25 protein-coding genes are annotated in these 19,773 nt (G+C 64.0%); 18 read left to right on the top strand and 7 right to left on the bottom strand.

Going from position 1 to position 19,773, the window contains the following annotated elements; translation table 11 throughout:
* Positions 1-137: 137 nt before the first annotated feature.
* On the bottom strand, positions 138-1,118 hold the full coding sequence (locus AC1D1N_RS05470; protein WP_477347083.1) for a D-alanyl-D-alanine carboxypeptidase family protein: 981 nt from the start codon (positions 1,116-1,118) through the stop codon (positions 138-140).
* Between the two features lie 361 nt (positions 1,119-1,479).
* Here AC1D1N_RS05470 and AC1D1N_RS05475 point away from each other — a divergent pair, with 361 nt between their 5' ends.
* The 4 genes from AC1D1N_RS05475 (at position 1,480) to AC1D1N_RS05490 (ending at position 6,101) form a co-directional block, all read left to right on the top strand.
* Positions 1,480-3,294: a methyl-accepting chemotaxis protein gene (locus AC1D1N_RS05475; protein WP_477347085.1), complete on the top strand. Its 1,815-nt coding sequence runs from the start codon at positions 1,480-1,482 to the stop codon at positions 3,292-3,294.
* Positions 3,295-3,652: 358 nt separating this feature from the next.
* Entirely contained in the window at positions 3,653-4,744 is a 1,092-nt protein-coding gene (locus AC1D1N_RS05480; RefSeq protein ID WP_477347087.1) for a hypothetical protein, read from the top strand.
* A gap of 300 nt (positions 4,745-5,044) precedes the next feature.
* Positions 5,045-5,665 (top strand): nucleoside triphosphate hydrolase, encoded by a 621-nt coding sequence (locus tag AC1D1N_RS05485; RefSeq protein ID WP_112559976.1) that lies wholly within the window; start codon positions 5,045-5,047, stop codon positions 5,663-5,665.
* A gap of 85 nt (positions 5,666-5,750) precedes the next feature.
* Positions 5,751-6,101: a hypothetical protein gene (locus tag AC1D1N_RS05490; protein ID WP_436257609.1), complete on the top strand. Its 351-nt coding sequence runs from the start codon at positions 5,751-5,753 to the stop codon at positions 6,099-6,101.
* A gap of 9 nt (positions 6,102-6,110) precedes the next feature.
* Here the strand turns inward: AC1D1N_RS05490 and AC1D1N_RS05495 are convergent, their stop codons facing one another.
* From AC1D1N_RS05495 to AC1D1N_RS05505, 3 genes are all read right to left on the bottom strand, one after another.
* Positions 6,111-6,815 (bottom strand): glutathione S-transferase family protein, encoded by a 705-nt coding sequence (locus tag AC1D1N_RS05495; RefSeq protein WP_436257610.1) that lies wholly within the window; start codon positions 6,813-6,815, stop codon positions 6,111-6,113.
* Positions 6,816-6,956: 141 nt separating this feature from the next.
* On the bottom strand, positions 6,957-8,165 hold the full coding sequence (locus AC1D1N_RS05500) for a beta-ketoacyl-[acyl-carrier-protein] synthase family protein (RefSeq protein ID WP_352582682.1): 1,209 nt from the start codon (positions 8,163-8,165) through the stop codon (positions 6,957-6,959).
* Positions 8,166-8,420, bottom strand: a complete 255-nt coding sequence (locus AC1D1N_RS05505) for an acyl carrier protein (RefSeq protein ID WP_023671226.1) — start codon at positions 8,418-8,420, stop codon at positions 8,166-8,168. It lies immediately after the preceding gene.
* 214 nt (positions 8,421-8,634) lie between these two features.
* Between AC1D1N_RS05505 and AC1D1N_RS05510 the strand changes: the two genes are divergently transcribed.
* The 5 genes from AC1D1N_RS05510 to AC1D1N_RS05530 are packed head-to-tail and all read left to right on the top strand — an operon-like array spanning position 8,635 to position 11,003.
* Entirely contained in the window at positions 8,635-9,477 is an 843-nt protein-coding gene (locus AC1D1N_RS05510) for an urease accessory protein UreD (RefSeq protein ID WP_477347090.1), read from the top strand.
* A gap of 30 nt (positions 9,478-9,507) precedes the next feature.
* Entirely contained in the window at positions 9,508-9,810 is a 303-nt protein-coding gene (locus tag AC1D1N_RS05515) for an urease subunit gamma (RefSeq protein WP_023693076.1), read from the top strand.
* Positions 9,811-9,820: 10 nt separating this feature from the next.
* A complete protein-coding gene (locus AC1D1N_RS05520) occupies positions 9,821-10,066 on the top strand; it encodes a DUF1272 domain-containing protein (RefSeq protein WP_112559981.1) in 246 nt (81 codons plus the stop codon).
* 29 nt (positions 10,067-10,095) lie between these two features.
* A complete protein-coding gene (locus AC1D1N_RS05525; RefSeq protein ID WP_112559982.1) occupies positions 10,096-10,689 on the top strand; it encodes a HupE/UreJ family protein in 594 nt (197 codons plus the stop codon).
* An 8-nt stretch (positions 10,690-10,697) separates the two neighbouring features.
* Positions 10,698-11,003, top strand: coding sequence for an urease subunit beta (locus AC1D1N_RS05530; RefSeq protein ID WP_477347092.1), 306 nt, complete (start codon positions 10,698-10,700; stop codon positions 11,001-11,003).
* A gap of 26 nt (positions 11,004-11,029) precedes the next feature.
* On the opposite strand, the gene AC1D1N_RS05535 is transcribed toward AC1D1N_RS05530, so the two are convergent.
* Both AC1D1N_RS05535 and AC1D1N_RS05540 read right to left on the bottom strand, forming a co-directional pair.
* Positions 11,030-11,515, bottom strand: coding sequence for a hypothetical protein (locus AC1D1N_RS05535; protein ID WP_112559984.1), 486 nt, complete (start codon positions 11,513-11,515; stop codon positions 11,030-11,032).
* A gap of 129 nt (positions 11,516-11,644) precedes the next feature.
* Positions 11,645-12,007, bottom strand: a complete 363-nt coding sequence (locus AC1D1N_RS05540) for a hypothetical protein (RefSeq protein WP_112559985.1) — start codon at positions 12,005-12,007, stop codon at positions 11,645-11,647.
* Positions 12,008-12,185: 178 nt separating this feature from the next.
* Between AC1D1N_RS05540 and ureC the strand changes: the two genes are divergently transcribed.
* From ureC to AC1D1N_RS05585, 9 genes are all read left to right on the top strand, one after another.
* Positions 12,186-13,898, top strand: coding sequence for an urease subunit alpha (gene ureC / locus AC1D1N_RS05545; protein ID WP_436257613.1), 1,713 nt, complete (start codon positions 12,186-12,188; stop codon positions 13,896-13,898).
* Between the two features lie 32 nt (positions 13,899-13,930).
* Positions 13,931-14,365: a hypothetical protein gene (locus AC1D1N_RS05550; RefSeq protein ID WP_477347095.1), complete on the top strand. Its 435-nt coding sequence runs from the start codon at positions 13,931-13,933 to the stop codon at positions 14,363-14,365.
* Positions 14,366-14,399: 34 nt separating this feature from the next.
* Positions 14,400-14,993, top strand: coding sequence for a hypothetical protein (locus AC1D1N_RS05555; RefSeq protein ID WP_112559988.1), 594 nt, complete (start codon positions 14,400-14,402; stop codon positions 14,991-14,993).
* 43 nt (positions 14,994-15,036) lie between these two features.
* Positions 15,037-15,642 carry a glutathione S-transferase family protein gene (locus tag AC1D1N_RS05560; RefSeq protein ID WP_436257615.1) on the top strand — a complete coding sequence of 202 codons (606 nt, stop codon included), beginning with the start codon at positions 15,037-15,039 and terminating at the stop codon, positions 15,640-15,642.
* Positions 15,639-16,238 carry an urease accessory protein UreE gene (locus AC1D1N_RS05565; RefSeq protein WP_436257616.1) on the top strand — a complete coding sequence of 200 codons (600 nt, stop codon included), beginning with the start codon at positions 15,639-15,641 and terminating at the stop codon, positions 16,236-16,238. Before AC1D1N_RS05560 ends, AC1D1N_RS05565 begins: the two co-directional genes overlap by 4 nt.
* Positions 16,231-16,902: an urease accessory protein UreF gene (locus AC1D1N_RS05570; RefSeq protein WP_477347379.1), complete on the top strand. Its 672-nt coding sequence runs from the start codon at positions 16,231-16,233 to the stop codon at positions 16,900-16,902. The genes AC1D1N_RS05565 and AC1D1N_RS05570 overlap by 8 nt, the downstream gene beginning before the upstream one ends.
* Entirely contained in the window at positions 16,899-17,339 is a 441-nt protein-coding gene (locus AC1D1N_RS05575) for a DUF3995 domain-containing protein (protein WP_352561974.1), read from the top strand. The genes AC1D1N_RS05570 and AC1D1N_RS05575 overlap by 4 nt, the downstream gene beginning before the upstream one ends.
* The gene (gene ureG, locus AC1D1N_RS05580) at positions 17,336-17,968 is read left to right on the top strand and encodes an urease accessory protein UreG (protein WP_192255260.1); all 633 of its coding nucleotides are present in this window, start codon (positions 17,336-17,338) and stop codon (positions 17,966-17,968) included. Before AC1D1N_RS05575 ends, ureG begins: the two co-directional genes overlap by 4 nt.
* Before the next feature lie 80 nt (positions 17,969-18,048).
* Positions 18,049-18,816, top strand: a complete 768-nt coding sequence (locus tag AC1D1N_RS05585; RefSeq protein ID WP_477347098.1) for a class II aldolase and adducin N-terminal domain-containing protein — start codon at positions 18,049-18,051, stop codon at positions 18,814-18,816.
* A 251-nt stretch (positions 18,817-19,067) separates the two neighbouring features.
* Here AC1D1N_RS05585 and AC1D1N_RS05590 read toward each other — a convergent pair whose 3' ends face one another.
* Positions 19,068-19,700, bottom strand: coding sequence for an HAD family hydrolase (locus tag AC1D1N_RS05590; protein ID WP_112559995.1), 633 nt, complete (start codon positions 19,698-19,700; stop codon positions 19,068-19,070).
* Positions 19,701-19,773 lie beyond the last annotated feature (73 nt).

Consider the following 19,773-nt stretch of genomic DNA (forward strand, 5'->3'; position numbering starts at 1 on the left):
GCTCTGCTTCTCGATTGGAGGCTGGCGAAAGCCATTGTGACGTCTGATCTCCCCCCTTGAGGGGGAGATGCCCGGCAGGGCAGAGGGGGGTGCTGTCCYGCCGGCGTTTCCGAGTTTCTCTCCCGCAACGACAAGGTCTACTGCGTCGGCAAACCGGGCGGCGGCAAGCCAGGCAAGCCAGGAAGCGACGAGCCAGGTGGCGGCAGACCGGGAAGCGGCGACGCGGCCGGCTGGCCTCCTGCAAACGTCAGCCGCGTCTTCGTATCGGCCATCGCTGGCGAGAGGCTGCGCTGGATCAGCGCTTCGACATGGTCGTTGCGCTGGCGGGCGCTGTCAGCGCCCATCACCACCACGATCAGCCTGCGGCCGTCAGCATTGTAGGAGGTGACGATGTTGTAGCCGGAGGCCCTGATATAGCCGGTCTTGATGCCGTCGACGCCGCGCACCCGGCCGAGCATGTCGTTGTGCCCGCGCACCAGCCGTCCGCGGAACATGAAATCGCTTTCGGAGAAATAGTGGAACTGTTGCGGGAAGCGGGCGCGCAGCGCCATGCCCAGCACCGCCATGTCGCGCGCCGTCGTGTGCTGGCCGGCGTCGGGCAGGCCGGATGCATTGCGGAAGACGGTGCTGGTCATGCCGATCTGGCGCGCCTTCGATGTCATCATGGCGGCGAACTGGTCCTCCGAGCCGCCAAGATATTCGCCCACCGCCACCGCCACGTCATTGGCCGATTTGACCACGATCGCCCGTATCGCCGAATCGACATCGATGCTCTCGCCGCGCCTGAAGCGCAGCTTGGTCGGCGGCTGCCGGGCTGCATTGTCGGAGACCGCGATCTGCGTCTCCTTCGAGACGCGGCCGGACTCCAGCGCCTCGAACAGCAGATAGAGGGTCATCATCTTGGTCAGCGACGCCGGATAGCGTTGCGCCGTCGAACTGACCTCGAACAGCGTCTTGCCGCTGGCATCGACGACGATGGCCGCATATTTCGCCTGCGGCGCCGGCACCGCCAGCACGCTTTCCGGCGGCGCCGTGGTGCTGCAGCCGGCAACGAACACCAGCAGCGCCAAGGCGGCGACAAATCTCTGGAGGAGGGCGGGGAAATGGAAATCGGGCAAGGCAAGTCCGGCGTTGCTGAGAGGGCCGGAACCTAGCCTAACCCATTGCCTTCGTCCATTTGGTTAACGCACAAGCCTGGTTTTCCTCGCCCCCGCGGAGCGGGGGAGAGGTGGCTCGGCGAAGCCGAGACGGAGAGGGGGAATGGCGCCGACCGCGCAGAACAGGCTCCAGGATCTTCGTTTGCCGGATGGCGCTTTACGAAGCCCCCTCTCCGGCCGCTTCGCGGCCACCTCTCCCCCACTTTGTGGGGGCGAGGAACTCGCGCTTGGTGCCCGCCCCGAAATCGCCCGTTTCCTGTCCTGTTTTGCCGACGGGGTTGCGCTGCTACACTGCGCGCGGCAATTGCTTTGGGGGTTTGACATGACGACCGGTGACATCGGCGCGGCTGCGCCATCTCTTATCAGGGCTTCACTCGGCCGCACCGGCAAATGGGCCGGCAGCGTCGCCTTCATCGGTGGTGCTGCTTCCGACATTCTCAATCCGCTGGCGCCGTTCGCCGCCTATATCGCGCTGGTCGCCTCGGTTGCCGCCGCCATCATCGCCATCGCCATTGTTCTGCGACTGGTGCTGGCCGCCAAGGCGCTGCCGGCGCTGATCTTTGCCACCAGTGCGGCCGCCGTCGCCGGCGGCGTCTACGGCCTGCAGCAGCAGACCAATTCGCAGAACGGGATCATCGCCGGCCTGGTGCCGGCCATCGCGCAACTGCAGCAGCAGATGGGCATCGTCTCGGCCAGGGTGGCCAAAATCGAGCAAACCGTCACGCAGACCCAGCAGACGGTCGACCAGGTCAAGCAATCGACCGATGCCGTAGCGAAAAAGAGCGAGGAGATTGCGTCGAATCAGCAGCAGCAGACCGAGCAGGGCGCGCAGACGCAAAAGACCGTCGATCAGGTCAAGCAGACCACCGAAACGCTCGCTGCCGGGCAGCAAAAACAGGCCGAGCAGGCCGACAAGCTGCAGGCGACCACCGAGCAGATCGCCGCCTCGATCGACACCATCGCCAAGGGCTTTGCCGCACTGGCCGCGCAAGGCGGCGCGATCGCCGAGCCGAAGCGGCCGGACGAATTCTACCACAATGCCCGCGTCTACGAGCTGTCCGGCGACATGCTCAATGCCCGCCGCTCCTACCTCGCCTTTGCCGGCTTCGACGTCGACGCCGTCGACCCCTACACCCGCTTTGCCACGCTGCTGCGCGTGCAGGACGGCAAGGCCGGTGCGCGCGAAGTGTTCGGCCAGTTGGCCGACAAGGGCAAGGCGCTGTCGATCAAGCTGGTCCATATCCTGCAGTTCGACGATGCCCAGCGTCTCGACAAGCTCAACGCCTTCATCGCGGCCAATCCGGATTTCGCGCCGGCCTATTATCTGCTCGCGCAGGAGTTTTCCGAGGATCGCCTCGGTGTCCAGTCGCTGTCCGACAAGCGCGGCGAAGCCGAGGCGCTGACCAAATTCGTCTCCTATGAAAAGGATGGCGGGCTGCTCAAACATTTCGTCGACCAGAGGGAGCTTGCCGACTGGCTCGACCACAGCCGCAGCCGGCTAACGGCCCTTGGCGACGTGCTCGACTCCACCCGTTTTGCCCCGTCGCTGACGCCGATGCGCTCCAATGCCGGCTGGACAATTTCCATCTCGCTGCCCGAGGCGGCGACCGGCATCTCCTGGCGCCTGGGTGAATCAGGTCCGTTCACCGACACCGGGCTGATGGCGATGAACGACCAGCGCACCGGCAAGCCGATGCCCAATCCGAGCTTCGAATTGCCCGACAGCACCACGGCCACCATCATCGGGGTAAAATATCTCGATCTCAGGGGCCGCGAGACCGGGCCGTTCAACATAAGTTTCGATCCGGAAGCCGCACTCCAGCAGGGCAACAAGCAGATCCTCGACCAGTTCTGGACCTCGTGGATCGCCTTCGATGCCAGCGGCAATCACGGCCTGGTCTATTTCTCGCAGATGCTGTCATACCGTTGCGGCATAAAGGAGCTGCGCTACAGCCTGAACGGCACCGCGCTCGACAAGGAGATCAAGCTGCCGCCTTGCGACAAGAAGGATCCCTACGCCATCCCTTATGACTACCAGCCTTACTTCAAGGTCGCCGACAGCGTGACGTCGATGGCGGTGCAGGTCACCTACACCGACGGCACCAAGTCGCCGGTCAGGGAATACAAGCGGCAGTAGGGGGCAGGGCCGGTCTTGGTCTATATGCCTTGCCGTTCCGACCGTTTGCGCCGCCCCTCATTGCCCTGCCGGGCATTTCTCCCCGTATAGTGACGGGGAGAAAGGGGCTGGCCGCAACGCCGGCGCCCTTCTTGCAGCGCTGGTGATTGGCGAAAGTCGCGACGAAAGCGCCCCTCTCCCCGTCACTATACGGGGAGAGGATGCCGGCAGGCAGGTGAGGGGCGGCGCCGACCTTTGACAACCTTGGCGCCCTCCAGGACGGCAGCGAACTGGTATGATGCAAAATGCCGGAAGCTGCGCTTGCGCAAGCTGCGCGGAGCGGGTTTGTTCGCTGCCATCAGAATCAGCAGGTGCGCGGATGGATACGGTCACGATCAAGGCAAAAGGCATCTCGGTCACGGTCGACCTCACCGTTGGCCATATCGCCGACATGACCGTCGACAGCGATGGCCGCCAGCTGAAACCGTTGCACCGCGCGCCCTGGATCGACGCCGGCGAGACGCTGCCGCCGGACCTGCCCGAAGGCACCGTGCGGCTTTCCGGCGATTTCCTCTGCGCGCCGTTTTCGGCCAGCGACATCGAGGCAGCACCCTTGCATGGCTGGCCGGCCAACAGCGGTTGGGATATCGTTGCCAGCGAAGCGACATCCGATGGCTGGCGGGCCATCTTCCGGCTGCGCCGCCAGGTCATGGGCGCCTCGGTCGACAAGATCTTTACGCTTCGGGATGGCCATCCCTTCCTCTACCAGGAGCATGTCTTTTCCGGTGGGTCGGGCGCGGTGTCCGCCGCTCACCATCCGATGACGGCGATGCGCGACGGCGGCCGGCTGGCCTTTTCGCCCAAGCGCTTTGCCGCAACGCTGGACACACCGTTGGAGCCCGATCCGGCCCGCGGCCGCTTCAAGCTTGCCTATCCCGCGCGCACCACCGATCTGACGCGCTTCCCGGCCACCGGCGGCGGCACGCTCGATCTCACCGACTACCGCATGGAGGATCAGCGCGAGGATTTCATCACCATGGTTGAGGCCGATCATGGCGGTCCGGGCTGGACGGCGCTGGCGCGCCGGGCCGAACAGGACCTGGTGCTGGTGTTGAAGAACCCGGTCGAATTGCCGGTCACCATGCTGTGGTTCAGCAATGGCGGCCGCGACTATGCGCCGTGGAGCGGCCGCCATCGCGGCGTGCTCGGCATCGAGGACGGCCGCGCCGCCGTCGGCCATGCCGCCTCGATCGGCGACAACTGGCTGAAGCGCGAAGGCGTGGCGACCGCCTTTGCGCTCGGCGGCGAAGTCTCCTTCCGCCATGTCATCGGCGCGCTGCCGCAGGCTAGCGGCGAGCCGCCGCGCGATATCGCGACAACATCAGGTCACATGCGTCTCACCGGAGCCGATGGTTCGACCCGCGACGTCGCCTTCGACAGCGATTTCCTGCGTATCGGCAAGCACGGCTGATTTTCGAACGCTAGCGCTGCCCCTCACCTGCCTGCCGGCATCCTCTCCCCGTATAGTGACGGGGAGAGGGGTGATGTCGCCGACGGTTTCGCTAATCTTCGACATTGCAAGAAATGCGCGAGGTCGCGGCCAGCCCCTTCTCCCCGTCACTATACGGGGAGAAGGTCCCGGCAGGGGGATGAGGGGCGGCGCTGACCTGGACCGTTGGCTGTTGGCCAGACGATCCAAATCCCGGTTTGAAATTTCCGCCAACAGCCGCCAAGATGCGGCTGAAACCATCTGGCTGCAAAAGAGGCTCTCATGTCCGAAATCGCCCACCTCGCCGCCACCATCTTCAAGCGCGCCGGCAAGGCGAAGCGCTTCATCGTCGCCATTGCCGGCCCGCCCGGCGCCGGCAAGTCGATGCTGTCGGCCGGCCTGCATGATCTGTTGCCGGAAGGCGCCTCGGAAGTCGTGCCGATGGACGGGTTTCACTATGACGACATCGTGCTCAACCAGCGCGGCCTGCGGCCAAGAAAAGGCGCTCCCGAAACCTTCGATTTCGCCGGTTTTGAGGCGCTGTTGAAGCGCATCCGTTCGGGCGAACCCGACATCGCCATTCCGGTGTTCGACCGCAGCATGGAATTGTCGCGCGCCGCAGCCTCTATCGTCGCCGCCGAGGCCAAGTTCATCCTGGTCGAGGGCAATTACCTGCTGCTCGACGAGGAGCCGTGGTCGCGGCTGGCGCCTTTGTTCGACTTCACCATCTTTGTCGATGTGCCGCGCGCCGAACTCGAGCGCCGCCTGCTGGAGCGCTGGCACGAACATGGCCGTTCGGACGAAGACGCACGCGCCTGGATCGCCTCCAACGACATGCCCAACATCGACCGCGTGCTTGGCCGGCGAAGGTCCGCCGACCTTGTTGTGGGCGATCCCGCATAATTCTCAGGATTTCCGAACGGGAACCTTAAGACTTTCAGGTCGTTATCGCTGACGAGGCAACTTAGCCACAGAGGGATTTCGTCCGATGGCAACCAAAGCAAGAAAACCCGCAGCCGCCAAATCCAGGGCAACGCCAGCCAAGGCCACCCAGGCAAAAGCAGGCGCCGGCCCGGCAATTGCGGAGCGCTCCAAGGATGCAAAGCCGGCCTTCGGCAAGGCGGCGCCGAAGAAGGTGGTGCCAGGCGTAGCGGCCAAGGTGGCGGCAAAGCCTGCCAAGGCCAAGAAGCCGGCAGCCAGCGGCAGCCCGGTGGGCACCATGCGCAATGTAGCCAACGTTGCCGCCGGCGCGGTTGTCGCCACGGCCAGAGGCGCTGCATCGCTCGCCTCGTCTGTCATGGGCAGAGGCGGCTCCAAGGCCAAAGCCAAGGCAAAGTAGCTCGGCTCGTCAGCCTTTAGCTGGAATGGTGAGGCCTCGTTGCACCGCAGGCCGCGCCAGGCCGCGCTCCAGCCATGCCGCAACGGTGGGGAAATCGTCGAAGCCGACGAGTTCCCGCGCCTCGTAGAAGCCGATCAGATTGCGCACCCAGCCCAGTATTGAAATGTCGGCGATGGTAAAATCGTCATCCATGATCCAGCTGCGGCCTTTCAGCCTTGTCTCTAGCACGCCGATCAGCCGCCGCGATTCGTTGCGATAGCGATCCAGCGGCCGCTTGTCGGCGATCTCGCGTCCGGCGAATTTGTTGAAAAACCCGACCTGTCCGAAGATCGGCCCGATCGCCGCCATCTGGAAGAACACCCACTGGATGGTTTCGTAGCGCCGCACCGGATCGGCCGGGATCAGCTTGCCGGTCTTGTCGGTGAGGTAGAGCAGGATCGCGCCGGATTCGAACAGGCCAAACGGCTTGCCGCCCGGGCCATTGGGATCGATGATGGCCGGAATCTTGCCGTTCGGGTTCAGCGACAGGAATTCCGGCGTCCAGCTCTTGTCCTTGCCGATGTCCACCAGATGCGCCTCGTAGGGCAGGCCGAGTTCTTCCAGCGCGATCGACACTTTCACCCCGTTCGGCGTCGTCGCCGAATAGAGTTGCAGGCGATCGGGATGGCTGGCCGGCCAACGCTTGGTGATCGGAAAAGCGGACAGGTCGGTCATCGAAAGCTCCGGTCGGGAATTTGGCGCTGGCGTCGCGCCGTTTGGCGGGTTGCGAAGGATTATCCGCCACGTGTTTGCCGATCAACCGGCCGGCGATGCACACACCGTGTTTACCAACGGTTCACGGCCAGCCGCCCGCCGTCAGACCGACTTGAACGCAATCACGGCATTGGTGCCGCCAAAGGCAAAACCATTGCTGATCGCCGCCCGCACCTTGCGCTCGCGCGCCACATTGGGCGTGACGTCGAGATCGCAATCGGGGTCGGCCTGCCGGAAATTGGCCGTCGGCGGCACGATGCCTTCGCGGATCGCCATCACGCAGGCGATCATCTCCAGGCCACCCGAGGCACCGAGGCAATGTGCATGCATGGATTTGGTCGAGGACACCGAGAGTTTGTAGGCGTGGTCGCCAAACACGCGCTTGATCGCTGCCGTCTCGATCTGGTCGTTGGCCTTGGTGCCGGTGCCGTGGGCGTTGAGATAGTCGACGTCCTCGGGGTTGAGCCCGGCGTCGGCCAGGCAGGCGCGCATCGCCGCCGTAGGCCCTTCGACAGTCGGCGCGACGATGTCGGATGCGTCGGCGGAAAGCCCGGCGCCGGCAATTTCGGCCAGAATGTCGGCACCGCGCGCCATGGCGTGTTCGTAGGTTTCCAGAACCGCCATGCCGGCGCCTTCGCCCAGCGACAGGCCCTGTCGGTCGGCCGAGAACGGCCGGCAGGTGTCGGGCGCCAGCACGCGCAGCGCTTCCCAACCCTTTAGAATGCCCCAGACCAGCGGCGCATCGGTGCCGCCGGCGACCATGACGTCGGCGCGGCCAAGCCGGATCTGATCGACCGCCGAGGCGAAGGCGTGATTCGACGACGAACAGGCCGAGGTGACGCCGAACACCGGCCCGCGCAGGCCAAGCACCATGCTGACCTGGCCGGCCGCAGCGCTTGGCATCACTTTCGGTACGGTGAAGATGCCGGCACGGTTCTTTCCGTCGATCAGGATGGCGCGATAGTTCTCCTCGATCGCCTCCCATCCGCAAACGCCGACGCCGACGACGGTGCCCATGCGATACGTAGTGGCTTCATCCGACGTCAGTCCGGCCTGCTGCATGGCTTCGCGCGCGGCTATCGCCGCCAGCAGGCTGAAGCGGTCCATCGACACGGTCTGCTTGTGGCCGATGCCATGGTCCGGCATCGCCTTGATCTCGCAGCCGACCTTGACCTTCAAATCATGCAGCAGCGGGTTGTCGATCTGGCCGATCGCCGATCGTCCTGCGCGCATTTCGTTCCAGATCGCAGGCGCATTGGTGCCAAGCCCGCATATGCCGCCTATGCCGGTAATGACGACTCGCTTGTGCATTCAGGCTTTCTTCGCGATCAGCGCGCGAACAGCCTCGACCATGTCGCCGACATTCTTCAGATTGCTCCAGGCATCGACCGTGTTCATCTCGATCTCGATGCCGTACTGCTCCTCGAGATCGAAGATGATCTCGGTCAGTTCCAGGGAATGGATGCCAAGCGCGGTCAATTCCGTATTGGTGGTGATCTCTTCGCCGCCGGGCTCCGCATGTGCCCTGATCTTGGCGATGATTTCCGTTGCCAGCTCGTCAGCCATTCGATTCCTTCCCCAATTTTATCATTTCGGGTGCCGATTGGTTGGCGCCCCTGTTGCCTGGACTGAAAATCGCCGTCGCCTTCAAAACCCCGCCAGGCGCGGCATGACCGTTCCAAAGAGGCTCCCTCTATAGAAACGGAAACGCTGTCAAGCAACAAGCTATATCGACAAGCTACATATCGACAAAGCAGCCGGAGTGCTTAACGTTGGGGCGATGGATACGTTGCAACATGGCTTGACCGCGGTGCTGCCGGCCCAGCGCGTCGCTGGTGCTGCTCGGCTTGCATGCGGCGTCAGTGCCGGCCGCACCAGGCTGTCGCGCCTCTATCAGGATGGATCGGCCAAGATCCGGATGCCGGCCGTCGCGGCCGATCCGCTCGAAGCCGTGCTCATCAACACCGCGGGCGGGCTGACTGGCGGTGATCGGCTCGGCTGGGAGATCGATGTCGGGCCAGGTGCCTCCGCTTCGATCACCACCCAGGCCTGCGAAAAGATCTATCGCGCCGAAAGCGACCGTGCCGAAGTGCGGGTAAAGCTGGGCGTCGGCGCGGATGGCCGTATTGCCTGGCTGCCGCAGGAAACCATCGCCTTCGACCGCTCGGCCTTTGCCCGCACGCTGGAAGTCGATCTTGCCGCAGGCGGCGAGGCATTGCTGCTCGAGGCCACCGTCTTTGGCCGCCTGGCCATGGGCGAACAGGCAACGCAAGGCCATTTCCACGACCGCTGGCGGGTCCGCCGGGACGGCGCGCTCATTCATGCCGAGGATTTCCGCATCGGGCCGGCGATTGCAGCCGCCCTTGGCCGCCCGGCGGTTGCCGGCGGCGCCATTGCCGTGGCGACGCTGCTGATGGTTTCGCCGCATGCCGAAACCTTGCTCAAGCCGGCCCGCGACATTATCGGCGCCGACGGCGATGCCAGCGCCTGGAGCGTGAAACGATCTGGCAAGCTTCTTGCGAGGCTGTTTGCCGAGGACGGTTACCAGCTGCGCAAGCGGCTGGTTCCGCTCGTCGAACTGCTCAACGGGCGGGCCGGTCTGCCCAAATTATGGTCACTCTGAGCCAAATCCAGGCCAAATCCAGGAAAGCGCATGAACCTTACGCCGCGTGAAAAAGACAAGCTGCTCATCGCCATGGCGGCGATCGTGGCACGCAAGCGGCTGGAACGCGGGGTCAAGCTCAATCACCCCGAAGCGATCGCGCTGATCACCGATTTCGTCGTCGAGGGCGCCCGCGACGGCCGCCCGGTCGCCGAACTGATGGAGGCCGGCGCCCATGTCGTCACTCGCGCGCAGGTGATGGAAGGCATCGCCGAGATGATCCACGACGTCCAGGTCGAGGCGACCTTTCCCGACGGCACCAAGCTGGTCACCGTGCACGAACCGATCAGGTGAGGAGGAAACGATGCTCGAACTCAGGCCCAACTGCGAATGCTGCGACAAGGACCTGCCACCGGAAGCGACGGATGCGCTGATCTGCACCTTCGAATGCACTTTTTGCGCCGACTGCGCTGAAAATGTGCTGGGCGGCGTCTGTCCGAATTGCGGCGGCAATTTTTCCGCCCGCCCAATCCGGCCGGCAGAGAAGCTGAAGAAATATCCGGCCTCGACCAAACGTGTGCTCAAGGCCGAGGGCTGCAAGGCCGCGTGATTGTTACCGTGACTTGGAAGGGAAGACCGATGATATCTGGCTCAACCAAACGCACCACGCTCGCCGCAATCCTGCTGCTGGCGGCGGCCATGCCCGCCTATGCCCATGTCGGCATCGGCGCCACCTCGTCCTTCACGGCGGGCTTTGCGCATCCGCTGTCCGGGCTCGACCATATGACGGTGATGATCGCCGTCGGCCTGTGGGCCGCGCTCAAGGGTGGCAAGGCGATCTGGACCTGGCCGCTGGTCTTTGTCGGCGTCATGCTGGTCGGCGGCGCGCTCGGCATGCTGCACATGCCGTTGCCTTTCGTCGAACCGGGCATTTTGGCCTCCGTCGTCGCGCTTGGCCTGCTGGTTGCGCTGGCGGTCGACCTACCGGTCTCGGCCGGCGTCGCCATCATCGGCCTGTTCGCGCTGTTCCATGGCCATGCCCATGGCACCGAAGTGCCGGAAAATGCCGGCGGGCTTGACTATATGGCAGGCTTTGCCGCTGCCACTGTGCTTCTCCATGCCATAGGCATCGCCGCCGGCCTCGGTCTCGGCATGCGCTTTCGCGGCCTTGCCCGTGCCGCCGGCGCGGCGTGTGCTGCGGTCGGCGTTGGCCTGGTCTTCGGCGTTCTGTGAGGCCTGAGATGATCCCCGGCGAAATCATCACCACAAGCGGCGACATCGAGCTCAACAAGGGTTTGCCGATCGTAACGCTCAAAGTCGCCAACAGCGGCGACCGGCCGATCCAGGTCGGCAGCCACTACCATTTCTTCGAAACCAATGAGGGGTTGAAATTCGACCGCGACAAAGCCCGCGGCATGCGTCTCGATATCGCCGCCGGCACGGCGATGCGCTTCGAGCCGGGCCAGCAGCGCGACGTCACGCTGGTGCCGCTCGGCGGAAAACGCGAGGTCTACGGTTTCCAGCAGAAAATCATGGGTAAGCTGTGAGATCGACAGGGTCGAACGCCCTGAGATCAGTTCGATGGCCTGGCCGCTGCATAGATGACGATTCCTGCGGGGCCGTCGAATTCGACGGCGAGGACGTCCTCGGCAAGCACGCGCCTGGAATCGATAGCATTGAACAGCAGCGCGTTGGCGTCGATCTCCTTGCGCAATTCCGCAATATCGTCCTGATGCTGCCTGACCTTGCTCTCGACGGCCGGCGGCGGGCCGCCTTCGCTGCGCGCCGCGTCGGTGAGGAAGACGATATCCACCGTGTCGAGCTTGGATGTCTTGCGTACCGTGCCGATGTTTTCACGCGTCCGCTCGATCGCGGCGATGAGCTTTCCGGTCTCCGTCGTCGTCCGCGCCTCTTCCTGGCGGACATCGGAGCCGACGATCCGGTTGACGGTGTCCGCGCTTTCAACGGCCTGCGCGGCGGGCGGTCCGTAGGCCGCGAGGAACACGCAAGTGGCTATGGTCTGGAGCCATCTGGGGTCGGCAAAGGGAATGGTCGGCATAGATCGCTCCTGGCGAACTTTTCTGCGCAACGCCGTTCGGCGCCAAAGAAGCCAAACGACTCCCGTCCGGCGAAGGTTCCCTCCGCAATAGGGCCGGCAGGCCGGGTATCGGCCCGCCGGGCGCTGTCGTCAGCTCGCCTTCTTGGTGACCAGGGTCAGCGCGCCATTGGTGGTCATGCTGGCGGCGACCACCTGTGCCGAGGTGAGCCCCTTGGCTTCGAGCGCCGACTTGAGCTGCGGTGTCGCATCGATCGAGCTGCGCAGTTTTTGCAGCCCGGCATCGCCGCGCTTGGCGATCACCTGGTTGACCTGCGTCTGGGTGGCCTCCGGCAGCTCGGTGATATCGACGATGTTGACGCTCTGGATCGCCGGCGCCGCCGGCTGAGCGCTAGGTGCGGTTGGTTTCGGTTGCGGCGCCGGCTGCTGCTGGGCGCCGGCAATGGTCGCGGAGGCGAGCGTGGCGGCGGCTGCAAGAACGATGATTTTGCGCATGGATTTTCCTTCCATCGAATGGGCCAAGGATTTGGCAAACGGTTGGTTTGGGGTGGCACGCCCACCTCAACGGCCAAATGGGATCAGAAGGTGTCGCCGAGCGGGTCATTGCATGACCATTGGATGGCGACGATGTGGAATTCGGCTGAAGCCAGACCGTTTTGAGGAGCATTGACTGATGGCTAGAATCACCCGCGCCGCCTATGCGCAGATGTACGGTCCCACCGTCGGCGACAAGGTCAGGCTTGCCGACACCGAATTGTTCATCGAGGTCGAAAAGGACCTCACCATCCATGGCGAAGAGGTGAAATTCGGCGGCGGCAAGGTCATCCGCGACGGCATGGGCCAGAGCCAGGTGTCGCGCGCCGGCGGCGCGGTCGACACCGTCATCACCAACGCGCTGGTGATCGATGCCACAGCCGGCATCTTCAAGGCCGACATAGGCCTTCGCGACGGGCGCATCGCGGCCATCGGCAAGGCCGGCAATCCGGACACGCAGGACGGCGTCACCATCATCATCGGCCCCGGCACCGAGATCATCGCCGGCGAGGGCAAGATCCTCACCGCCGGCGGCTTCGACGCGCATATCCACTTCATCTGCCCGCAGCAGATCGACGAGGCGCTGATGTCGGGCATCACCACCATGCTTGGCGGCGGCACCGGCCCGGCGCATGGCACGCTGGCCACGACCTGCACACCAGGCCCCTGGCACATGGCGCGCATGATCCAGTCGTTCGACGCCTTTCCAGTGAACATCGGCCTGTCGGGCAAGGGCAATGCCTCGTTGCCGGCGGCGCTTGAGGAAATGGTGCTGGGCGGCGCCTGTTCGCTGAAGCTGCATGAGGACTGGGGCACGACGCCGGCGGCCATCGACTGCTGCCTGTCGGTCGCCGACGACTACGACGTGCAGGTGATGATCCACACCGACACGCTGAACGAATCCGGCTTTGTCGAAAACACCGTCGCGGCAATCAAGGGCCGCACCATCCATGCCTTCCACACCGAAGGCGCAGGCGGCGGCCATGCGCCTGACATCATCAAGGTCTGCGGCCTGCCCAACGTCATCCCGTCCTCGACCAACCCGACCCGGCCCTACACCGTCAATACGCTGGCCGAGCATCTCGACATGCTGATGGTCTGCCACCATCTGTCGCCATCGATCCCCGAGGACATCGCCTTCGCCGAAAGCCGCATCCGCAAGGAGACCATCGCCGCGGAAGACATTTTGCACGACATTGGCGCTTTTTCGATCATCTCCTCGGACTCGCAGGCCATGGGCCGTGTCGGCGAAGTGGCGATCCGCACCTGGCAGACCGCCGACAAGATGAAGCGCCAGCGCGGCTCGCTGCCGCAGGAGACCGGCAACAACGACAATTTCCGCGTCCGCCGCTACATCGCCAAATACACCATCAACCCGGCCATCGCCCACGGCCTGTCGAAGGACATCGGCTCGATCGCGGTCGGTAAACGCGCCGATCTGGTGCTGTGGAACCCGGCCTTCTTCGGTGTGAAGCCTGACATGGTGTTGATCGGCGGCATGATCGCCGCGGCCCCGATGGGCGATCCCAATGCCTCGATCCCGACCCCGCAGCCCATGCACTATCGCCCGATGTTCGGCGCCTATGGCAAGGCCAGGACCAATTCGTCGGTGACTTTCGTCTCCAAGGCAGCACTGGAGTCGGGCCTGCATGGCCGCCTCGGCGTCGACAAGCAGTTCGTTGCGGTGGAAAACACCCGCGGCGGTATAGGCAAGCACTCGATGGTGCTCAACGACGCTACGCCGCATGTCGAGGTCGACCCCGAGACATACGAAGTCCGTGCCGACGGCGAGTTGCTCACTTGCGAGCCGGCAACCGTGCTGCCGATGGCGCAGCGGTATTTTCTGTTTTAGGGTCGGTGCGCCCGCGAAGCATCGGACCCATCATGGACGAGCAAAAGAAACTAGCCCTGATTTCCAGGATGGGCGCGCTGCAAAAATACAATGGCGGCGTCGCTCCGCTTGCCATGCCGCTTGTCACTTTGGAAGAATATTTCGATGGAGCTGAGGGCGAAGCCGGATTGCTGTGCAACAGCCCGGAAGATCCAGACAATGATACGGTTCTGGCGGCATTTCAGTCGATACGAAAAAGGCCTGACGTTCACGACGTTCGAATAGCAATCGTGCAATGTGACGATGGAGAATGGCCGTTCTCGGACAAGGTCGTCATAACAACGCGCGCCAGCGAAGAACACGTCATTGGCTGGCTGCCGTCAGGCTTTGAGCCGGACGAAACCTGGGAGGGAGATGTAGATCATCTGCCCGCTGAGCAGGTTGACGTTCCGGCCGGTTACCGAAAGCTGTGGCTCTGGTATGATTAGCTGCAATTGTCGAAGCAGCCGGTAGAACGGACGAATGGCCACCGAAATAGCGTCCGCCCACGACATCTTCCCGCATATCCGCATCGTCATGGGCATGGTGATCGGCCTCGGCGTCACGCGCCTGCTGTCTGGGCTCGCGCGCATTGTCCAGCATCCCGGCCAATACAGGCTCTATCCCGTGCACCTCGCCTGGGTCGCCTCCATGCTGTTGCTGCTGGTGCATTTCTGGTGGTGGGAGTTCGGCCTTTACACCATAGAGGTCTGGACCTTCGGCAAGTACCTGTTCCTGATCTTCTACGCCATCACGCTGTTCCTGCTGTGCGCGCTGCTGTTTCCGGATTCGATGCTCGACTACACCAGCTACGAGGATTTCTTCTATTCGCGCCGCGGCTGGTTCTTCGGCCTGCTGGCCACGACCTATCTGCTCGATGTCGTCGACACGCTGCTGAAAGGTCCCGAGCATTTTGCCCGCTACGGCAATGAATATCTGTTCCGAACGCCGGTTTTCGTCCTGCTGTGCATTGCCGCCATCCTGGTGCGGGACCGCCGCTTCCACATCGCCTTTGTCGTCGGCACGCTGATCTACCAGGTCTCGTTCATCCTGCGGCTCTTCGACACCATCGTCTGAGCGAGCGCGATGGTCTACGGTCCAGGAGAAAGAGGGTTCAACCATGTACAAGGCCATCGGATCGCGTGGATCCCGGGTCAGCCGCGTTCTCTGGATGCTCGAGGAACTCGGTCAGCCCTATGAATTCGTCGAGGTCAAACTGCGCTCGCCGGAAGCCTATGCGCTCAATCCGTCGGGCAAGGTGCCGATCCTCATCGACGGCGAACTGACGGTGACGGATTCGGCGGCGATCTGCGTCTATCTCGCCGACAAACATGTCGACAAGGGTTTGGGCGCCAATCCCGGCCTCGCCGGACGCGCCGAGATGGATTCCTGGATGCATTTTGCCCAGTCGGAGTTCGAGGCGCCGCTGTGGAACAAGGTGCGCCATCGCTTCCTGCTGCCGAAAGAAGTGCGGGTCGATGTCGGCCCTGCTGCCGTCTACGATTTCGCCTCCGAGACCAAGGCGCTTGATCGCCGGCTGGGCGACAAGCCATTTGCGCTCGGCGACCGGTTCTCCGCCGTCGACGTGTTGTTGGGCGACATGGGCAACTGGGCCCGCGCCGGAAAATTCCCGATCGAGTCCGAGCGGGTCAACGCCTATTTCGACCGCGTGCTGTCGCGGCCTGCCCGGGCGCGGGCGCAAGCCAATGGTGGAGCCATGCGATGAAACTCAACCTCAACACCGACTTCACCAAATTTCCGCGCGCCGTCTCGGTGCTGCCTGCCGGCAAAACCGGTGCCGCTTCGCCATCCGGCCGCGCCGTTCTGCCCCATGACGAGCGCCATCTGCGCCGCCGCGCCATCGAACTTACCGACGGCAGCAAGGTGCTGGTCGACCTGCCCGAGCCTGTGACCCTGAACGATGGCGACCGGCTGGTGCTGGAAGACGGCCGCCATGTCGAAATCACAGCAGCACCCGAAGAGGTCTACGACATCCGCGCCCGCGATGGCCTGCACCTGACCGAGCTTGCCTGGCATATCGGCAACCGGCATCTGGCGGCGGCGATCGAGGCCGGCCGTATCCTGATCCTGCGTGACCATGTCATCAAGGCGATGCTGGAAGGGCTCGGCGCAACGGTGCGCGACGTCTCCGAACCGTTCAAGCCGGTGCGCGGCGCTTACTCCGGTGGGCATGATCATGGTCACGCGCATACCGAAGCGCATGCACACGGCCACGCCGAAGCTCACTCTCACTCACATAGCGAATCGCATTCTCATTCCCACAGCCATTCCCATGACGGGCATCATCACGATCATGATTGACCAGCCTTCCGGCATCGCTCTGCTGCGGCTGATGGCGTGGCTGTCGCCGGCCTTTCCGGTTGGCGGCTTCTCCTACAGCCATGGTCTCGAGCGCGCCGTGCATGACGGATTGGTGGCCGACAGCGGAAGTCTCGCCGCCTGGCTCGAAACGCTGGTCGAGATGGGCTCGGGCTGGAACGACGCCGTGCTGTTCACAGAGGCCTGGCGCCGCGCCCGCGACGGCGGCGATCTCGCCGAGATCACCGATCTCGCCGAAGCGCTGGCCGGCTCGCAGGAGCGCCACACCGAAACCATGCTGCAAGGCGCCGCCTTCCTGAAAGCGGCCTCGGCATGGCCCAATCCGGTGCTGGAGCGTCTGCCGGCCGAATGCGCCTACTGTGTCGCTGTCGGCGCAATTGCCGGCGGCAATGGCATCGCGCTTCAGGACGCGCTGTCCGCCTTCCTGCAGGCCTTCTTCTCCAACCTCGTCCAGGCGGCTATCCGGCTCGGCGTGGTCGGTCAGAGTGGAGCCACCGCCCTGCTCGCCGGCTTCGAGCCGCTGGCGCTGGCGACCGCGGTGCGTGCCGCCGGCTCGACATTGGACGATCTCGGCGGCTGCGCCTTCGTCTCCGATGTCATGGCGATGAAGCACGAGACCCAATACTCCAGGCTGTTCCGCTCATGACCACGCTCGCCTTCGCCCTTTCGGCCGTCCTGCTGTTGATCACCGCGCTGCATGTCTATTGGGGTCTTGGCGGCATCTGGCCGGGCAGGGACGGTGCTTCCTGCGCCCACGCCGTTGTCGGCTTTCGCGGCGTCGACGAAATGCCGACGCCCTTTGCCTGTTTTGCCGTTGCCGCGTGCCTGTGCCTGGCAACGCTGTGGCCGCTGGCGCTTGAAGACGTCTTTGCTTCGCCCTTTCCAAGGGAAGGCCTCGCCGCCACAGCGCTGCTCATCGGGCTGGTTTTCCTCGGTCGTGGCATTGCCGGCTTCACCCCTTGGTGGCGCCGGCTGGCGCCGGAGCAACCTTTTGCGCGGCTCGATACCAGTCTCTATTCGCCGCTGTGCCTGTTGATCGGGCTCAGCTTCGCAATTCTCGCCATAACGGAGTTTTCGGCATGACCCAGGCCAACGGTCCCCTTCGCATCGGCATCGGCGGCCCCGTCGGCTCCGGCAAGACGACGCTGACGGAAAAGCTCTGCAAGGCGCTGCGCGACGACTTTTCCATCGCCGTGGTCACCAACGACATCTACACCAAGGAAGACGCCATGATGCTGGCCCGCCTGCAGGCGCTGCCCGAAGACCGCATCGTCGGCGTCGAGACCGGCGGCTGCCCGCACACCGCCATCCGCGAGGACGCCTCGATCAATCTGCAGGCGATCGCCGGGCTGAACAAAAGATTTCCGGATCTCGACATCGTCTTCATCGAATCCGGTGGCGACAATCTTGCCGCCACCTTCTCGCCCGACCTTGCCGACTTGACCCTCTATGTCATCTCGGTCTGCCAGGGCGAGGAAATCCCGCGCAAGGGCGGGCCGGCGATCACCCGTTCCGATTTCCTCATCATCAACAAAAGCGATCTCGCGCCCTATGTGAACGTCAACCTCGATGTCATGGAGAGCGACGCCGCCCGCATGCGCGGCAAGCGCCCGTTCGGCTTCACCGACCTGTCGCGCGGCAAGGGCCTGCAGGAGGTCATCGACTTCATCGTCGAGCATGGCGGGCTGCAGTCGGCTCGCACGGCGGCCTGACGCAAGACAGCCTGACCCAGCAGTTTGCCGTTGCTGGCCACGGTCGGGCGCGGCATTCTCTCGAAAACGGAGGTTTTCAGATGAGCATCGCCCGCCTGCAGAAGGAAACGCTGACCAACCTGCCCTACTACGAAGAGCGCGTCGATCTCGCCGCTTCCTTCCGCTGGACGGCGCGGCTCAACATGCATGAGGCGGTGGCCAATCATTTCTCGCTGTCGGTCAACGAGGACGGCACCAAATTCCTGATGAACCCCAACCAGGTGCATTTCTCGCGCATCAAGGCGAGCGACCTTCTGCTGATCGACGCCAACGATCCCGAGACGTTGTCCGGCCCGAATGCGCCGGACCCGACCGCCTGGGGCCTGCACGGCGCCATCCACCGCAACGTCCCGCATGCGCGCTGCGCCATGCATGTGCATTCGATCCACGCCACCGTGCTGGCATCGCTGGCCGATTCGACCCTGCCGCCGATCGACCAGAACTCGGCAATGTTCTTCAACCGCCATGTCGTCGACGCCCATTATGGCGGGCTGGCCTTCGAGGAAGAGGGCGAGCGCTGCTCGCAGCTGCTCACCGACCCCAAGGTCAAGGTGATGGTGATGGGCAATCATGGCGTGATGGTCATCGGCGATACCGTCGCCGATGCCTTCAACCGCATGTTCTATTTCGAGCGCGCCGCCGAAACCTACATCAAGGCGCTGTGGACCGGCCGTCCGCTGCGCACGCTCTCCGACGCGATTGCCGAAAAGGCCGCCAGCGAAATGGACGACTATCCAGGCCAGGCCGAGCGTCATCTTGCCGAGCTCAAGGCGATCCTCGACGAGGAGGAGCCGGTTTACCGGAGCTGAGAGGTCATTTCGCAACGCCGGTAGTTGGCGAAACCATCAACACAGCCACTTTCTCCCCGTGACTATACGGGGAGAAATGTCCGGCAGGACAATGAGGGGCAGCGCCAAGGTTTCAGAAATCAGCATCTGGACGCCGACGCTTTGCCAAGTCAGCGCTGCCCCTCATCCGCCTGCCGGCACCTTCTCCCCGTATAGTGACGGGGAGAAGGGGGCTGGTTTCAGTCTCGCCGCCCTTCCCCCAATGCTGACGCTTAGAGCCCCAACTGAGCCCGCAACTCTTCCGCGCTGTTGATCACCACAGCCCCGGGCGGTCCTTCCATTGGCGCTTCCGGCCAGAAGATCGTGCGCATCCCCGCCGCCAGGCCGGATGTGGCGCCGGTCACGCTGTCGTCGACCGCCACCGCATCCGCAGGATCGACGCCGGCCAGCCACGCGGCGCGCAGGAAGGGCTCGGGGTGGGGTTTGCCTTCGCGCACGTCGTTGCGGCTGATCGTGCGCATGCCGGGATAGATCAGGCCGACGGCGCTTAGATTGGCGTCGACGATCACCCGGTCGGAATTGGACACAACCGCCTGCTGCACGCCGAGCGCGCGCAATGCGTTGAACACCTCGATCGCGCCGGGGCGCGGCTTCAGCGTCTCGGCCATCGGCAGATAGTGGTCATATTTGCGTACGATCCAGTCGTCGAAGGGCAGGTCGAGGCCGAACTCGCTGCGCAGCATCTCGTAGACCGGTCCGGCGGCGATGCCCAGCACCCGCTCATGCAGGTCGACCGGCGGCGCGATGCCGACGCTGCGCAGCGCCGCCACCAGGGCGGACTCATGCAGCGGCTCGCTGTCGACCAGTGTGCCGTCCATATCCCAGAAAACCGCTTTCGGCGTCATGCGCGAGGCTCCTTTTGCCGATCCCCTTAAAGCGTTTGTACCGGGAGATAAACCGCCGAAGCCATATGCAGGC

The organism is Mesorhizobium sp. P2_B5 (assembly GCF_056404775.1).

Bases quoted from the DNA above. Each gene is read 5' to 3' on its own strand.
- AC1D1N_RS05560 (WP_436257615.1), top strand. From the start codon at position 15,037: ATGTACAAGGCCATCGGATCGCGTGGATCCCGGGTCAGCCGCGTTCTC.
- AC1D1N_RS05555 (WP_112559988.1), top strand. From the start codon at position 14,400: ATGGCCACCGAAATAGCGTCCGCCCACGACATCTTCCCGCATATCCGC.
- AC1D1N_RS05505 (WP_023671226.1), bottom strand. From the start codon at position 8,420: ATGGCTGACGAGCTGGCAACGGAAATCATCGCCAAGATCAGGGCACAT.
- ureC (WP_436257613.1), top strand. From the start codon at position 12,186: ATGGCTAGAATCACCCGCGCCGCCTATGCGCAGATGTACGGTCCCACC.
- AC1D1N_RS05480 (WP_477347087.1), top strand. From the start codon at position 3,653: ATGGATACGGTCACGATCAAGGCAAAAGGCATCTCGGTCACGGTCGAC.
- AC1D1N_RS05565 (WP_436257616.1), top strand. From the start codon at position 15,639: ATGAAACTCAACCTCAACACCGACTTCACCAAATTTCCGCGCGCCGTC.
- AC1D1N_RS05590 (WP_112559995.1), bottom strand. From the start codon at position 19,700: ATGACGCCGAAAGCGGTTTTCTGGGATATGGACGGCACACTGGTCGAC.
- AC1D1N_RS05520 (WP_112559981.1), top strand. From the start codon at position 9,821: ATGCTCGAACTCAGGCCCAACTGCGAATGCTGCGACAAGGACCTGCCA.
- AC1D1N_RS05485 (WP_112559976.1), top strand. From the start codon at position 5,045: ATGTCCGAAATCGCCCACCTCGCCGCCACCATCTTCAAGCGCGCCGGC.
- ureG (WP_192255260.1), top strand. From the start codon at position 17,336: ATGACCCAGGCCAACGGTCCCCTTCGCATCGGCATCGGCGGCCCCGTC.
- AC1D1N_RS05490 (WP_436257609.1), top strand. From the start codon at position 5,751: ATGGCAACCAAAGCAAGAAAACCCGCAGCCGCCAAATCCAGGGCAACG.
- AC1D1N_RS05525 (WP_112559982.1), top strand. From the start codon at position 10,096: ATGATATCTGGCTCAACCAAACGCACCACGCTCGCCGCAATCCTGCTG.
- AC1D1N_RS05500 (WP_352582682.1), bottom strand. From the start codon at position 8,165: ATGCACAAGCGAGTCGTCATTACCGGCATAGGCGGCATATGCGGGCTT.
- AC1D1N_RS05540 (WP_112559985.1), bottom strand. From the start codon at position 12,007: ATGCGCAAAATCATCGTTCTTGCAGCCGCCGCCACGCTCGCCTCCGCG.
- AC1D1N_RS05510 (WP_477347090.1), top strand. From the start codon at position 8,635: ATGGATACGTTGCAACATGGCTTGACCGCGGTGCTGCCGGCCCAGCGC.
- AC1D1N_RS05475 (WP_477347085.1), top strand. From the start codon at position 1,480: ATGACGACCGGTGACATCGGCGCGGCTGCGCCATCTCTTATCAGGGCT.
- AC1D1N_RS05550 (WP_477347095.1), top strand. From the start codon at position 13,931: ATGGACGAGCAAAAGAAACTAGCCCTGATTTCCAGGATGGGCGCGCTG.
- AC1D1N_RS05495 (WP_436257610.1), bottom strand. From the start codon at position 6,815: ATGACCGACCTGTCCGCTTTTCCGATCACCAAGCGTTGGCCGGCCAGC.
- AC1D1N_RS05515 (WP_023693076.1), top strand. From the start codon at position 9,508: ATGAACCTTACGCCGCGTGAAAAAGACAAGCTGCTCATCGCCATGGCG.
- AC1D1N_RS05585 (WP_477347098.1), top strand. From the start codon at position 18,049: ATGAGCATCGCCCGCCTGCAGAAGGAAACGCTGACCAACCTGCCCTAC.
- AC1D1N_RS05575 (WP_352561974.1), top strand. From the start codon at position 16,899: ATGACCACGCTCGCCTTCGCCCTTTCGGCCGTCCTGCTGTTGATCACC.
- AC1D1N_RS05535 (WP_112559984.1), bottom strand. From the start codon at position 11,515: ATGCCGACCATTCCCTTTGCCGACCCCAGATGGCTCCAGACCATAGCC.
- AC1D1N_RS05530 (WP_477347092.1), top strand. From the start codon at position 10,698: ATGATCCCCGGCGAAATCATCACCACAAGCGGCGACATCGAGCTCAAC.
- AC1D1N_RS05570 (WP_477347379.1), top strand. From the start codon at position 16,231: ATGATTGACCAGCCTTCCGGCATCGCTCTGCTGCGGCTGATGGCGTGG.